The sequence below is a fragment of the Ihubacter massiliensis genome, from assembly GCF_024125305.1.
GTDB classification, from domain to species: Bacteria; Bacillota; Clostridia; order Peptostreptococcales; family Anaerovoracaceae; genus Hominibacterium; species Hominibacterium faecale.
In genome coordinates this window covers 3,681,431-3,696,790 of record NZ_JAMXVH010000001.1, presented here as the reverse complement: position 1 = coordinate 3,696,790, position 15,360 = coordinate 3,681,431, and the positions used below count along the sequence as shown (strand labels likewise).

The 15,360-nt window shown below is 44.6% G+C and carries 7 protein-coding genes, 3 tRNA genes, 3 rRNA genes and 1 pseudogene; 1 reads left to right on the top strand and 13 read right to left on the bottom strand.

Going from position 1 to position 15,360, the window contains the following annotated elements; all coding sequences use genetic code 11:
* Positions 1-26: 26 nt before the first annotated feature.
* Positions 27-1,293: pseudogene (locus NIA71_RS16910) on the bottom strand (APC family permease).
* Between the two features lie 299 nt (positions 1,294-1,592).
* Between NIA71_RS16910 and NIA71_RS16905 the strand changes: the two are divergent.
* Entirely contained in the window at positions 1,593-2,222 is a 630-nt protein-coding gene (locus NIA71_RS16905) for a TetR/AcrR family transcriptional regulator (protein ID WP_253021027.1), read from the top strand.
* 63 nt (positions 2,223-2,285) lie between these two features.
* Here NIA71_RS16905 and speB read toward each other — a convergent pair whose 3' ends face one another.
* From speB to pflA, 12 genes are all read right to left on the bottom strand, one after another.
* A complete protein-coding gene (speB, locus tag NIA71_RS16900; RefSeq protein ID WP_148395365.1) occupies positions 2,286-3,245 on the bottom strand; it encodes an agmatinase in 960 nt (319 codons plus the stop codon).
* Between the two features lie 238 nt (positions 3,246-3,483).
* Complete coding sequence (locus tag NIA71_RS16895) at positions 3,484-4,824, bottom strand: APC family permease (protein WP_148395364.1); 1,341 nt, start codon at positions 4,822-4,824, stop codon at positions 3,484-3,486.
* 28 nt (positions 4,825-4,852) lie between these two features.
* Positions 4,853-5,752, bottom strand: coding sequence for a carbon-nitrogen hydrolase family protein (locus NIA71_RS16890; protein WP_148395363.1), 900 nt, complete (start codon positions 5,750-5,752; stop codon positions 4,853-4,855).
* On the bottom strand, positions 5,749-6,525 hold the full coding sequence (locus NIA71_RS16885; RefSeq protein WP_148395362.1) for a helix-turn-helix domain-containing protein: 777 nt from the start codon (positions 6,523-6,525) through the stop codon (positions 5,749-5,751). Before NIA71_RS16885 ends, NIA71_RS16890 begins: the two co-directional genes overlap by 4 nt.
* A 794-nt stretch (positions 6,526-7,319) precedes the next feature.
* Positions 7,320-7,402, bottom strand: a tRNA-Leu gene (locus NIA71_RS16880).
* Positions 7,403-7,504: 102 nt separating this feature from the next.
* Positions 7,505-8,716 carry a YibE/F family protein gene (locus NIA71_RS16875; protein ID WP_253021026.1) on the bottom strand — a complete coding sequence of 404 codons (1,212 nt, stop codon included), beginning with the start codon at positions 8,714-8,716 and terminating at the stop codon, positions 7,505-7,507.
* 53 nt (positions 8,717-8,769) lie between these two features.
* Positions 8,770-8,844: transfer RNA gene (locus NIA71_RS16870), tRNA-Glu, on the bottom strand.
* A gap of 6 nt (positions 8,845-8,850) precedes the next feature.
* Positions 8,851-8,967, bottom strand: a 5S ribosomal RNA gene (gene rrf / locus NIA71_RS16865).
* 87 nt (positions 8,968-9,054) lie between these two features.
* A 23S ribosomal RNA gene (locus NIA71_RS16860) occupies positions 9,055-11,948 on the bottom strand.
* Between the two features lie 267 nt (positions 11,949-12,215).
* A tRNA-Ala gene (locus NIA71_RS16855) sits at positions 12,216-12,291 on the bottom strand.
* A gap of 125 nt (positions 12,292-12,416) precedes the next feature.
* Positions 12,417-13,932: ribosomal RNA gene (locus NIA71_RS16850) — 16S ribosomal RNA — on the bottom strand.
* The 16S, 23S and 5S rRNA genes sit together here with 2 tRNA genes alongside, the layout of an rRNA operon.
* Before the next feature lie 706 nt (positions 13,933-14,638).
* A complete protein-coding gene (pflA, locus tag NIA71_RS16845) occupies positions 14,639-15,352 on the bottom strand; it encodes a pyruvate formate-lyase-activating protein (protein WP_148398352.1) in 714 nt (237 codons plus the stop codon).
* Positions 15,353-15,360: the final 8 nt, after the last annotated feature.

Here is a 15,360-nt window from a genome sequence, read left to right as displayed (position 1 = left end):
CTTTCCATATTAATGCAACCAAATTCTCATATATATTTTTTGCCGATCGTCTTTCCACAAACAATGAATGCTATACCGATCAATACAATCACAAGTCCTGATTTCCATGCTCCCGCGCCTGATGCATACGCAGCATAGACCATGAAGCATACCGCAAAGGCTGGAAGAAGAGAAGCAGCAATAGCATGCGCCCGTTTTTTCTGTTTAAATACTGCAAAGATGAACGCAATCAATGTTGCTGAGAATGATAGGATCAACCCGATGGAAATAATATTCAGATACCAGTCCAGTTCTGACATGGGCTTGATCCAAATAAACAACAGCCCTACGCCTGCAATCAGTACTGTCGAGAACCACGGGGTTTTATGCTTGTTCAGCAATCGGAAAACAGGCGGTAGGCAGCCTTCTTCTCCCATACGATACGCTGCTCTGGCTCCAGACATCAAAGCTACTTGATCCGGCATAGGTGGAAGTAATGACAACAAAAATGGCGATCCATTGCATGGAGGCCGGCAAATACGCTGCTGCAACCGAGGCGATTGGTCCGCCGTCTCCATTTTCAAATTGAGTCAAAACTTCCAATGGTACAGCTCGCTGCCATCCAATTGTAGCAATGGTGTAAATAGCGAAAATGACAAAAACAATAATCATCAATGACCTCTGTACAGAACGTACTGGTTTTTTCGCTTCTTCAATGAAATTAATCGTGGTGTCATATCCGCAGATGATAAAGATTCCAATTAGTACACCGCTGACCAAACCGCCGATGCCGCCTACTTCCTCAATTGAATAGCATTCCGCTAGAGAAATTCCTTCAATACGCGGATTCACAATTCCGCAGATACCCAGTCCGACTACAATCGTAACTTCAACTGCCAGGAAAACCGCAGATAGTTTGGCATTGAGCGCGACACCCTGTAATGCAATTGTCAATAAAATCAAAATAAAGAAGGTTCCTACGATCTGCCCTGAGTATTCCCCCTTAATGAAAGGAAATAGCGCTTTTATATAAGTGCCTGCCACATTCGTAGTCATTCCCAAAATAATCATAGCGCAAATCACATAGCTTGTACCGATTACTGTAGCTATATCGTGATTCACAAATTTTTCTGTAAAGGTAAAAACTCCAGCTGCAGAGGGCGCCTGTCTGACAAGGTATACCATGCAAAACATAATGATCAACGTGGAACAAAGAAAGGTTACGAGTAAAACTAGAGGGCCCGCATGTCCTGCTGCAGCATACAGCAGTGGTATGGAGGATGCTGCTACCCAGGCAGGCGCGTTCCAGCCCATAGAAGCCAAAATGATATGCCATGTAGAAAGTTGATTTTTTTCAAGATTGGTATTCAGTTCTTGAATACTGCCGTCCTGATCATATCCGATAAAGTTAAAAAAACTCATTTTTTCCCTTTCTCTCCTTGGAGAATAGCAAAACGATAATTAACCTAACGAACGATCGGTATGTTTATATTGTACACAAGAACCTGACCCTTGTCAATCAAGAAATTAATTAGTCATATTATCTCCTTTTAAACGGCAATTGTATCATCAGGCTAAATATGTTAGTATTATTTATACTGGAGGAATTTACAATGGGAAAAACAGCTCTGATTAATACGGAACAAAAAAATACCAGCGATACAGCGCAGCGCATTAAAGAGTGTGCACTAAGAGAGTTTGCCTTATACGATTATGAAGGGGCCTCCATTCGAAATATTGCAGAAAAGGTCGGTATCCGTGCCTCTACTATTTATTTTCACTTTAAAAACAAAGAAGAGTTGTTTATGAGTATTTATAACAGCGTTATCGATTCTGATCTTATGCGAATGCAACAGCTCTATGAAGCTGTGAAAGAATTGCCGGTTGAGGATCAATTATTTGCATTTCTAAAATACTATGGCGAACGAAATGCAAAATTTGAAATGGAAATGTATTTCTTCGATCGCTTCTGTCAGTTTAAGCCTCCGGCCTTAAAGAGCGCCATGCAGGAAACGTTCATGGAATATGAAGCAGATGTATCGGAAATCATAGCATCGATTTTGAAGCAGGGTATCGAGCGGAAAGAGATCCTACCGATTGCTATTGAATCTCTGATTGACTACTATTTTTGTCTTATGGACGGCGTTGCTTTGGAGTACCATTACTACTCACCGGAACAATTTCAAAAGCGTATTACGATCATTTGGGATACTGCTTGGCAGATGATGAAACAAGATCGATAAACAACGCTGTTTCCAATAAATAATTTGGAAACAGCGTTGTTCATAAACGTAATATTCAAAAGGTTATTTTTCAATAGCGCAAGCGGATAAGAATTCTAGAATCGTGCTTACCGCACAGCGTTGTGTTACACCGCCCAAATCATACTGAGGGGCCACCTCTACCAAGTCAAATCCGACTACTTTTTCTTTTCCGATTTTCCTTACTGCATCGATTAATTCGCGGATTGACAGTCCTCCCGGACTTGGCGCACAAGTTCCTGGCGCATAAATAGGATCCAAGACATCGATGTCAACCGTTAAATAAATAGCATCCGTTCCTTCTGACGCCAGTCGAATTGCTTCTTCTACAACAGAATCCATTCCACGCTTCAAAACTTCGTTGATGAGAATTGTATGAATCCCAGCTTTTTTAGCTAACTCATACTCTTCCTTAGGGTTTAAACATCCACGAATTCCAATCTGTACGATATTTGATCCATCCACTTGATCGAATTCCGAAATCCGAAGCATCTGTGTGCAGTTGCTGATTTTCTCGCCCGCATATTCATCCCCCGTATCCAGGTGCGTATCAAAATGAATCACTCCCAGTTTTCCGTTAAAATTCTTTAAAATCCCCTTAACCGCCGGTAGAGTAACAGAATGATCCCCTCCCAGCAAAATAGGAATGGTCCCATGCCGATAAATACGTTCCACCGCTTCCTCAATGCGTTCCAAACTTTTATCCCGATTGCCGGGAATCACTGCAACATCGCCTGCATCAACCAACTTCAAGTGGTCGGTAATCTCCACATCCAGTTCAATATTATAGGTTGAAAACTGCTCTGATGCGATACGAATCGATTGGGGCCCAAATCCACTTCCCGGCCGGTAAACACAGCATTGTTCAAATGGAGCGCCGATCACTGCGTAATCGGCCTGCTCCAGCGAGAAGCTGGCATTGTCAAATGATACATAATCACTTTTTAAAAAAGAATGGCTGACTCCGCATTGCATTGCTGTTTCCAAAAAACTACACTTATTCATATTATTTCCTCCTCTGCTAAACAAGTCTAAATCGGCAAATATCTCAAAGTTTGTTTGCCAAATCGATGGGTTATTTTATCTATCGACCGTTCGTTAGTTTTACTATATACAACAATTCATCTTCTGTCAAGATAAAATTGTTTAGCTAAGTGTTTATTTACAGCCTAAGCCAAATTAATTTCATCAAAAAACACCTGATTCACTCATGTAAATCAGGTGTTTGCTTTTGATTACTTATTTATTCGTCGATCGTCATTTCAGGCGGTTCTTTCTTAAACATATTCGTCAGGTAAAGGAGAATAATAAATCCAACGACAGCCCAGCTGCATCCCAAAATAATGGCGGACTTATCCAGATGGATCAGTAAGTAGAATACAAAGAGCGCTCCCAAAGCCGGGCAAATCAGATATTTTATCACAGAGCCAATCCCTCTCGCTTTTTTTCTGACAAAGTAATGGAAAATTACAGACAGATTAACAAAGATATATGCGATAAAGCCGCCAAAGTTGATAAATGAAGTAGAGGTGGCCACATCAAGCGTCGTAGCCAGCAAAGCGATGATGCCGGTGACGATGATACTTCTTACCGGAGTATTGAATTTTCCATTTAACACCCCGAAGATTTTTTTCGGCAACACGCCATCGCGGCCCATTGCGTACAATAATCTTGCTCCGCTCGCTTGGGCAGATACGCCGGAGGCAAACTGCGCGATAATTACACCGATCAATAGAATTGAGGCAAAAATTGGAGGTGCAATTATTTTCGCCACTTCATAGGATGCATTATCGACATTTGCAAAATCATAGGACGGATGCGCCAGCGTTGTGAAAAAGGATGCGCCAGCAAATGCGAGCCCGCAGATTAACAGAGTCAGCATAATAGCCCTCGGGATATTTTTTTCCGGCTCTACCGCTTCCTCAACAAACGTCGTGATCGCGTCAAACCCTAAATAGCAATAACACGATATCGCCGCGCCGGCAACAACAAAGTCAAACGGAACGTCCGGATTGAAGAAGGGAGTTAGTGTGAATCTTCCCTCACCCATACCGGCCATGACTGCTTTAACGGAAAAAATGATAAATGCCAAAATAATCATAATTTGGATTAATACCATAAAAATATTTACATTAGCCCCAATTTTCATGCCAATAATGTTAAGAGCCGATGTAACAAATATGAAAATCAAAACCCACGCCCAACGAGGCACTGCAGGAATCGCCGCTTCAAAGTATGAAGAGCCAATCAGCCAGATCGCCATAGGGATAAAGAGATAATCCAGAAGGATCATCCATCCGGTCATAAATCCCAGCTTTGGATTGAGTCCCTGACGGGTAAAGGTGTAAGAAGAGCCTGCGATCGGAAATGCTTTTACCATGTGGCAATAACTGTACGCGGTAAAAAACATAGCTACAACGCCGATCGCAAAGGCACCTGCCGCCTGCCCATGTGAAGTGACCGCAATAACACCGTACATACCATAGACGATCATTGGTGTCATATAAGCCACGCCCAAGATGGTCAAATGGTAGAGCTTCAGGCTCCGCTTAAATGTTGGAGCATTTTGTAATTGAGAATCCATTGTGTTTCCTCCTTTAAAATAGTAATAATTAAATAAACTGTTTATATAAATCCGGTCTGTAATCCGGCTCTCCAGCAGCTCCTGAACAATCCATCAGCCGTCTTCTGGCCAATGAAAGATCGATAGTTGTAAGGCTGATTCCTTCTTGTGTGTTTTCTTTGCTCCCAGCATAATAGTACACATTGGTCTCAAAAAATGGTGTTAATTTGGGACCTAATATTGCACTTCCCCCGCCAAAGTAGCTGATATCATCAAAGCCGGTCAAGTTTGCGCTGGCAATAAAAATCGTATTGCACAATACGCCGTATTCCAGTGTGGGAGCATAATAATCAATAAATGCTTGTCTGCTGCCTTGCTTTGAAATTTCTTCTACTACCGCTGTGGGATTTAAATAAAGCCTGGAACCCTTTGCAACATAATACCGCATCAGTTCTGGAAATTGATATGTATCATAACAGATCCCGATGGAAATGGGGCCCCACTCCGTATCAAACATAAAGGGCGTTTCCCCTTTGCTAAAAAACTTATTTTCCAAATCAAAAGGGTGGATTTTTTGATAGGAACCGATCACGCCCGCAGGCCCAATTGCCACAGCGGAATTGTATATTTTATCTTCATCGCCTTCCATTTTTTCTGCCAAACCGAACACAATATATATGCCATATTTCTTCGCCGTTTCGGCCATATAGGAACAAGATGGTCCCTGTATCGTTTCAGCCATGGCTCTCTTTTCTTCCAGGCTGATGTTATCATCAATAAAATAATCATATCCGCTCAAGCTCAGTTCCGGAAACAGAACAAGGTCGGCACCGCGCTTTGCGGCAGCGATCGAGTATTCATTCATTCTTTTAAGGTTGCGTTCCTTTTGTCCTGCATATACTTTAAAGTCCACAACCGCGACATTCATAACATCTTTTTCGTATTTCATAATATATCCTTTCCATCAAAATTTATTTTGCATATAAACTCAATCCTGGAAATGGACTTGGATTTTTCCAGAATATTGGTCACATGCTTTTTTACAGTTGATACAGTGATAAATTTTTCTCTGGATATTTGTTCATTTGTATATCCACGTAATATTAAGCGCGCGATTTCATTTTCCGTTTTTGTAAAGGAAAATTTACTTAGAATATCTTCCAGCGAATCAACAAATGAAAATACATACTGGGAAGCCTTTGTTTCAAGGTGCGGCTGCAGAATTTTACAGATTTCAACTTCCTTATCCGTAAAATCCCGCTCCTTTTCCGTTCTGAAAAGGTCAAGGGAACCAAAACTTGTCTCCTTTACCGTTTTATTCCACCTAAAATTTGAATCCAGGGAAAAATGTGTTCGCACCGGCCGAATATAATCGTTATAGTATTCGGTTTGCTTCCGTTCTTTAAGGTTGAAAATATCGCTGCTCCTAACCGTAGTCAGTTTGGTAGGAAGCATTTTTTCAACGATATCATCAATTTTACAATAGTATTCATCGTATGTTTCAAGATCTCTTTTGTCAAACCCCTGGCTGATTCGGGTGTCGACATTCACTTTATTCCTTGTTAGCGTGTAAAAATAGACTGTCGCCTTTTCATATGGCACCATCTTATCGATCCCAACTAGAAATAAATTGAGCGCTTTCAAAATATCACTTTCGTAATTCATCTCCAGAATAATATCGTTAATGCGTTTCCAGTCTTTAGAAGTTAAATGACTATTCATAATAGCTCCTTTGATTCTTCAATAATTAATCCATATAAATCAAGTACACGGCTACGTTCATAGCGATATTAATTATGAATATTATACATTTGTTAAAAAATTATTCATATGGTACCTAGGTACAGTTTTTTCGTTTTGAACGCTTTTTCTAATGAACCTTCATCCTATTTTGGGCTGATCAATGAGATGTACGAAGGTAAAATAAAAAAGAACACAACTTATTATCAAATCACATTCTTCTTTATCTTTTCTTTTATTATATACGAAACAATGAAAGCAATAAACGAAAAGCACAAAAACAAGTAAAGAATTCCTTTCTTCCGGCTTGGACACGTCGCTTCAAGACAGTCCGTTCCAGCAGGACACTCATGATCGAATCTGTCTGCGCGCGAGAGTGCTGCCAACTTGTTATGCGCACGGTAATCTATATATTGAAGTCTACGGCCTTGGGGAGATCGGAGCCTTTACCCGCGGAGAAGACCATACTTCTAAAAATCACAGATGATGTGGAGAAATCAAAACAACACCTGTGTATTTCTGAGCATCCTTTTGGGACCGCCCCGTGGTATTACAGCGCGTATTACGTATTCGGCAAAGGAATTGCGAAAGTCACGGCCGAGCTGGGCTGAGTTTTCTTGCCTACACTTTGTCAAGGGGCAGTCAATTGGGTCGGCGCCCGCTTCCTATTGGATGTCATTGAGAGAGTATAACCCTCTTTTTTAGCTCCGCAAAAAACAAAACACATTGAAATCTTCCCGATTTCAATGTGTTTCCAGCCCTTTTCGGATAGATTGTGGTGCGCCTGGAGGGACTTGAACCCCCACGGTCGCCCACTAGAACCTAAATCTAGCGTGTCTGCCAATTCCACCACAGGCGCGTATAAACATTCAAATGCGAATCAACAGATTAGATTATACTATACCAAGTTTCATTTTGCAAGTACTTTTCAAATGGAAAGTAAAAACGAAACAATCAATTTTTAGTCAAACTGTCCAGGGGCCTTCTTGTTCTTATTAAAGGTTGCTCCGGCAAATAATACGGTAATTGGGACCGCTAAAAGAATTCCCAGGCTTCCCACAATAGCCTGTATCACTTCTACCACAATCATTTCAAAGTTCATGAGAATCAGCAGGTTACGATTATTCAAAGTAAAGAGTAGAATAGAGGCGATCGAACTGCCTGCATAGGCCAGGATCAAGGTAATAGTCATTGTCCCGATTGCATCCCTTCCAATATTCATTCCGGAAGAAACCATTCTTTTAAAGGTGCGGTCTTTCATTTCAACAGCTAATTCCTGCATGGCCGAGGCAATGGACATTGAAACGTCCATAATCGCTCCTAAGGAGCCAATCATAATTCCACTCCAAACGATGGCACGAAGATCTATAGAAGAATCGTCTCCAATTGCAGCTAAAAAGACATAATCCTCATTGACCATCCCTGTGATTTTTAAAGCATAATTTACAACGAAAGCCAGGACTCCGGTCGCTAATATCCCGCCAATATTGCCAACGATTGCACACAGCGTTTTTTTATTAAATCCATTGAGAAGAATCAAACTGGAAAAAATAATGTAAATAGTAATAATAATAGTAGTCAAATAGACATCTTTCCCGGATAGGATCGCTGGAATATATACACAGAATACTGCCGCTCCCGTAAAGGCTAAAGAAATAATCGTTGTCAGCCCTTTTAATTTCCCGATAATCAACAACAATATCAAAAATATGGCTGCAAGACACAGCATCCCGGGAATTCTATCCTGCTGTAAATAGTACCACTGGGCATCTTCTGTTGCATTACCCATGAGATCTGTATTGGAGACAAGTATTCGATCCTTTACTTCTACCGGATTGGGTTTATCAATCGTTACATCATTGATGATTTGTTCCATTTCGAGGGCTTGTCCCTTTTCGTCTCCTGTAAGCATTTCTGCTTGAAAGACAATTACGGTATTTTGAAGGCCTTCAATTATCTCTTCTCGAATATCTACTAGTTTAATGACCTTTGCGCTTTCGACATCCGTTTCTCCAGCGCCCCCTGGTATATAGCCGCAAATTCGATTGCCGATCATTATGAAGAGTAATGATAATACACATACAATTAGTAACTCTAAAACAAACCGAATCTTACCCTTACTGTTATTCATAGTTTCCTGATCCCTCGCATATAGCACTAAAATATCTTTCATATAATAAAAATCCACGATTAAAAGCAGCCTATACTTTTAACGTGGATTATCTTTGGTGACCCTACCGGGAATCGAACCCGGGTTACCGCCGTGAAAGGGCGGTGTCTTGACCGCTTGACCATAGGGCCTAAAAAAACCGGCAACGTCCTACTTTCCCAGGCAGTCGCCCGCCAAGTATCATCAGCGCTAAGGAGCTTAACTTCTGTGTTCGAGATGGGAACAGGTGTGACCTCCTCGCTATAGTCACCGGATTTTCTTTTCATCTGAAAGTATTGTACCTTCAAAACTGAATAATGTCAAGTGTCTTTCTTCCTTTACACGCTTCTTCCTTGAAACCATTGGTCAAGCGTTCGACCGATTAGTACCTCTCAGCTTCATACATTGCTGCACTTTCACCTGAGGCCTATCTACGTGGTAGTCTTCCACGGGTCTTATCATTTTCATGAAGGAGATCTTTTCTTGTGGGGGGCTTCGCACTTAGATGCTTTCAGCGCTTATCCCGTCCATACTTAGCTACCCAGCTATGCTCTTGGCAGAACAACTGGTGCACCAGAGGTATGTCCATCCCGGTCCTCTCGTACTAAGGACAGCTCCACTCAAATCTCCAACGCCCACAGCGGATAGGGACCGAACTGTCTCACGACGTTCTGAACCCAGCTCGCGTACCTCTTTAATGGGCGAACAGCCCAACCCTTGGGACCTACTTCAGCCCCAGGATGAGACGAGCCGACATCGAGGTGCCAAACACCCCCGTCGATGTGGACTCTTGGGGGGTATCAGCCTGTTATCCCCGGGGTAGCTTTTATCCGTTGAGCGATGGCCCTTCCACTCGGTACCACCGGATCACTAAGCCCGACTTTCGTCCCTGCTCGACCTGTTTGTCTCGCAGTCAAGCTCCCTTCTGCCTTTACACTCTTCGTGCGATTTCCGTCCGCACTGAGGGAACCTTTGGGCGCCTCCGTTACTCTTTAGGAGGCGACCGCCCCAGTCAAACTGCCCGCCAGACACTGTCCCAACGCCGGTTCACGGCGCATGGTTAGAATTCCAACATTACAAGGGTGGTATCCCAACGGTGACTCCACTAAAGCTGGCGCCCTAGCTTCGCAGTCTCCCACCTATCCTGTACGTGCAATGCCGAAACTCAATATCAAGCTGCAGTAAAGCTCCACGGGGTCTTTCCGTCCTGCTGCGGGTAACCGGCATCTTTACCGGTACTACAATTTCACCGAGTCTATTGTTGAGACAGTGCCCAGATCGTTACGCCTTTCGTGCGGGTCAGAACTTACCTGACAAGGAATTTCGCTACCTTAGGACCGTTATAGTTACGGCCGCCGTTTACTGGGGCTTAAGTTCATGCCTTCGCCTAAGCTAAGCAGTCCCCTTAACCTTCCAGCACCGGGCAGGCGTCAGCCCCTATACTTCAGCTTTCGCTTTCGCAGAGACCTGTGTTTTTGGTAAACAGTCGCCTGGGCCTTTTCACTGCGGCCTGCTTGCGCAGGCACCCCTTCTCCCGAAGTTACGGGGTCATTTTGCCGAGTTCCTTAACAATAGTTCTCTCGCTCGCCTTAGGATTCTCTCCTCATCTACCTGTGTCGGTTTGCGGTACGGGCACCTACGGTCTCGCTAGCGGCTTTTCTTGACAGCTTGAAATCAGCAGCTTCCGGTACTAATCTTCCCTCCGCGTAACGCCTCAGAATTATCACAGGGGATTTGCCTCCCGTGACTCCCTTGACGCTTGCACACGCTCTACCAACGGCGCGCTCTGCTTATCCTTCTGTGTCCCCACTTCGCTCAAATGACTTTCGGTGGTACTGGAATCTCTACCAGTTGTCCATCGCCTACGTCTTTCGACCTCGGCTTAGGTCCCGACTTACCCTGAGTGGACGAACCTTCCTCAGGAAACCTTAGATTTTCGGCGGGCAGGATTCTCACCTGCCTCTCGCTACTCATGCCAACATTCTCTCTCGTATACCGTCCAGCAATCCTTCCAGATCACCTTCTGCCTGTATACGATGCTCCTCTACCATACCTTGCGGTATCCTAAGCTTCGGTAGTAAGTTTTAGCCCCGTTTATCTTCGGCGCAGAGCCACTCGACTAGTGAGCTGTTACGCACTCTTTAAATGAGTGGCTGCTTCTAAGCCAACATCCTAGCTGTTTATGCAGCTCCACATCCTTTTCCACTTAACTTACATTTTGGGACCTTAGCTGTAGGTCTGGGCTGTTTCCCTTTCGACCACGAAACTTATCTCACGTAGTCTGACTCCGGGGTATGATCGCACGGCATTCGGAGTTTGATAGTTTTCGGTAACCGGTGAAGGCCCCTAGAACATTCAGTGCTCTACCTCCGTGTATCTTTCCCCCAGGCTAGCCCTAAAGCTATTTCGAGGAGAACCAGCTATCTCCGAGTTCGATTGGAATTTCACCGCTATCCACACGTCATCCCAACACTTTTCAACGTATATGGGTTCGGTCCTCCACGAGATTTTACTCTCGCTTCAACCTGCACATGGATAGGTCACCCGGTTTCGGGTCTACAGCATGTAACTTTCGCCCTCTTAAGACTCGCTTTCGCTTCGGCTCCAATGCTCCAGCATCTTAACCTCGCTACATACCATAACTCGTTGGCCCGTTCTACAAAAAGTACAAGGTCACTTGCGCTCCCTTTGCTTGTAAGCATAAGGTTTCAGGTTCTCTTTCACTCCCCTCCCGGGGTTCTTTTCACCTTTCCCTCACGGTACTGTTCGCTATCGGTCACTGGGTAGTATTTAGCCTTGGGGGGTGGGCCCCCCTGCTTCAAACCGGGTTTCACGTGTCCGGTCCTACTCTGGTGCCACTCCTGCATAAACTCCATTTCGCCTACGGGGATTTCACCCTCTTCGTCCCTGCTTTCCAGCAGCTTCGGCTATGAATTTCATGTCCTTTGAGTGGTCCGCAACCCCGAAAACTAAAGTTCTCGGTTTGGGCTCTTTCCCGTTCGCTCGCCGCTACTAGGAAAATCGATGTTTCTTTCTCTTCCTAAGGGTACTTAGATGTTTCAGTTCCCCTCGTTGCCTTCTCCGCACCTATGTATTCAGTACGGGATACCGCCCCATTACGAGCGGTGGGTTCCCCCATTCGGATATCTACGGATTGTCGGATATTTGCTCCTGCCCGTAGCTTTTCGCAGCTTGTCACGTCCTTCTTCGGCTCCCAGTGCCAAGGCATCCGCCTTATGCTCTTATTCGCTTGACCTATTGGTCTGCCTGATCTAGCGTGATCAGGTCTTTTACTGTTAATTCACTCTGTGAATCAGCTTTTTTCTGGTTTCTCGGTTGAAATCGCAGTATTACCCTAATCGCAGTCTTTTCAAAAAGACTTTGTCTTAGTTGCATACTTTTTTCTATTTACCGTTTGGTAAATAGCTCGATTTCGTTTTCGTTGTAAATTTGTTTTTACACTTCTTTACATTATTCAGTTTTCAAGGTACAAACAAGATAAAAGAATCTCTTAAGAGATTCTTGGTGGAGAATAAGGGGCTCGAACCCTTGACCCCCTGCGTGCAAGGCAGGTGCTCTCCCAGCTGAGCTAATTCCCCATATAAACACCTAACTAGGTTTGCACAGCAAACCGTAGTAGGTGTTACACTACTGAATTCACAAATCTGCGATTTGCAGAATTCGACAGTGTAAACTCATAGTGCAGAAACGTTCGTCTCCTTAGAAAGGAGGTGATCCAGCCGCACCTTCCGATACGGCTACCTTGTTACGACTTCACCCCAGTCATTGATTTCGCCTTAGGCAGCCTATTTACTAGCCGACTTCGGGCGCCCCCAACTTCCATGGTGTGACGGGCGGTGTGTACAAGACCCGGGAACGCATTCACCGCAGCATTCTGATCTGCGATTACTAGCAACTCCGACTTCATGCAGGCGAGTTGCAGCCTGCAATCCGAACTGGGATCGGTTTTTGAGATTTGCTCCACCTTGCGGTCTTGCTTCTCTTTGTACCGACCATTGTAGCACGTGTGTAGCCCAGGACATAAGGGGCATGATGATTTGACGTCATCCCCACCTTCCTCCGTGTTATCCACGGCAGTCTCATTAGAGTTCTCATCTTACTGTTAGCAACTAATGACAAGGGTTGCGCTCGTTGCGGGACTTAACCCAACATCTCACGACACGAGCTGACGACAACCATGCACCACCTGTCTCCCCCGTCCGTAGAAAGGTCCGATTAAGGACCGGTCGGAGGGATGTCAAGCCCTGGTAAGGTTCTTCGCGTTGCTTCGAATTAAACCACATGCTCCGCTGCTTGTGCGGGTCCCCGTCAATTCCTTTGAGTTTTACACTTGCGTGCGTACTCCCCAGGCGGAGCACTTAATGCGTTAACTCCGGCACCGAACTCTTGCGAGCCCGACACCTAGTGCTCATCGTTTACGGCGTGGACTACCAGGGTATCTAATCCTGTTTGCTCCCCACGCTTTCGTATCTCAGTGTCAGTTACTGTCCAGAAAGCCGCCTTCGCCACTGGTGTTCCTCCTAATATCTACGCATTTCACCGCTACACTAGGAATTCCGCTTTCCTCTCCAGCACTCAAGTCTCTCAGTTCACGGGGCGAACAATGGTTAAGCCATTGCCTTATACCCTGCGCTTAAGAAACCACCTACATACTCTTTACGCCCAATAATTCCGGATAACGCTTGCCCCCTACGTATTACCGCGGCTGCTGGCACGTAGTTAGCCGGGGCTTCCTCCTTGGGTACCGTCATTTTTTCTTCCCCAAGGACAGAGCTTTACGACCCAAAGGCCTTCTTCGCTCACGCGGCGTTGCTGCATCAGGGTTTCCCCCATTGTGCAATATTCCCCACTGCTGCCTCCCGTAGGAGTTTGGACCGTGTCTCAGTTCCAATGTGGCCGATCACCCTCTCAGGTCGGCTACTGATCGTTGCCTTGGTAGGCCGTTACCCCACCAACTAACTAATCAGACGCAGGCCCATCCTCTGCCGATAAATCTTTGACCGTCTGCCCATGCGGACATACAGCATCATGAGGTTTTAATCCCGGTTTCCCGAGGCTATCCCTCTGCAAAGGGCAGGTTGCCTACGCGTTACTCACCCGTCCGCCGCTTTCCACTGATTCTCTCAACCGAAGTGTCAATCATCAGCTTCTCGCTCGACTTGCATGTGTTAGGCACGCCGCCAGCGTTCATCCTGAGCCAGGATCAAACTCTCATATAAATGGTATTTAAATCTCTTTCGAGACATAAATCTAGTTTGTTCTTACTCTTCCGAACGCATCGCGTTTCGCGATTTCTTTCGAAATTATTGTTGTTTCTTTTTTAGAAATTGTCGGAAACTCTCACGCAATTGTCTTACCAATTTTATGATTGTTTCTTTCTTTAATCTCCTTGAGAATCTCTCGATTCCCGTTTTGACTAAATTTCTACACTATGAAGTTTTCAAGGTTCTTCAGGCTTCAACCGTTCGGTTTTGGCCTTGTTCGTTCTTGTCGAGCGAACATTTAATATTTTACTATCATTCCGGTGTTTTGTCAACCACTTTTTTCTTTTTTTGGAAAGTTTTTCACTTTCCATTTGTCTGTCATTCTAGCTCTTTTGTGGCTGCTCTCACCTGACAGCTTGTCTATATTACCAAACTTCTACTAACATGTCAACCGCTTTTTTCAACTTTTTTCTTTCTATTTTTCATAAAGTTTCTGTCCTTGCGTTTTACATGGGAGAAAGCCGCTAAAACAGAGCCTGTTTTATTTGGTAATATAGTAGGAAACGTGTTCTTATTCGGTTTCCCAATAAATAGGCTTTCCATAATACGACTACTTATACATAAAATGTATGAGTTTTTTTATCTCTATAAAAGGAAGCCTGTTCACAAGGCCAGCTGGTCCTCCTTTTGCGCAGAATTCCCTGCCGTGTTCCTGAAGCAATCAAAGCCCGATGGTCTGACTGAGCCTTGCCAGCTTTCCCCGGTCCATAGGTTCCACGTCTCTCAATTTATATGGTATGCCCAGCTTATCCCATTTCTCAATCGCCATATTGTGATAGCCCAGCAGCTCGATCTTGTATAAATTCTTCACTCTCTGTTTGACAAACGCTTTCAACTCTGCCGCATTTTCTTCCGTATCATTGAAGCCGGGAACAATAACCTGCCGGATCCAAAGGGGCTTATCCGCTTCATTGGCCAGATCGATGACGCGGAGCAGATTGTCCTGTTTCAGTCCGGTTATTTCTTCGAACTTCTTAGGATCGGAATGCTTGATATCCAGCAGAAGCAGCTGGCTGTCTTCAATGACTTTTTGAGTAAATTCATCGATATAAGTGCCGCTGGTATCGATCACTGTACTGATTCCCTCTTCTGCCAGGGCATCCATCGCTTCCGATAAAAAGGCCCCCTGCATGAGCGGCTCTCCGCCTGAAAAGGTGACGCCACCATCTTTCCCATAATAAGGGCGGCCCCGTTTGGCGGTATGAACGACGCGTTCGATGGTAATCTGTTCCGTTTCTTCTGTAACCGTCCATGAGTCCGGGTTATGGCAGTACATGCATCTTGCAGGGCATCCCTGCAGAAAAAATACCGTTCTGATTCCCGGGCCGTCAACAGCACCGAATGTTTCAATTGAATGTAGTTTACCAGTAGTCATAGTTCCTC

What these genes read in the sequence shown, in the direction of transcription:
- NIA71_RS16905 (WP_253021027.1), top strand. Translation starts at nt 1,593, where the DNA reads ATGGGAAAAACAGCTCTGATTAATACGGAACAAAAAAATACCAGCGAT.
- speB (WP_148395365.1), bottom strand. Translation starts at nt 3,245, where the DNA reads ATGAATAAGTGTAGTTTTTTGGAAACAGCAATGCAATGCGGAGTCAGC.
- NIA71_RS16895 (WP_148395364.1), bottom strand. Translation starts at nt 4,824, where the DNA reads ATGGATTCTCAATTACAAAATGCTCCAACATTTAAGCGGAGCCTGAAG.
- NIA71_RS16890 (WP_148395363.1), bottom strand. Translation starts at nt 5,752, where the DNA reads ATGAAATACGAAAAAGATGTTATGAATGTCGCGGTTGTGGACTTTAAA.
- NIA71_RS16885 (WP_148395362.1), bottom strand. Translation starts at nt 6,525, where the DNA reads ATGAATAGTCATTTAACTTCTAAAGACTGGAAACGCATTAACGATATT.
- NIA71_RS16875 (WP_253021026.1), bottom strand. Translation starts at nt 8,716, where the DNA reads ATGAAAGATATTTTAGTGCTATATGCGAGGGATCAGGAAACTATGAAT.
- pflA (WP_148398352.1), bottom strand. Translation starts at nt 15,352, where the DNA reads ATGACTACTGGTAAACTACATTCAATTGAAACATTCGGTGCTGTTGAC.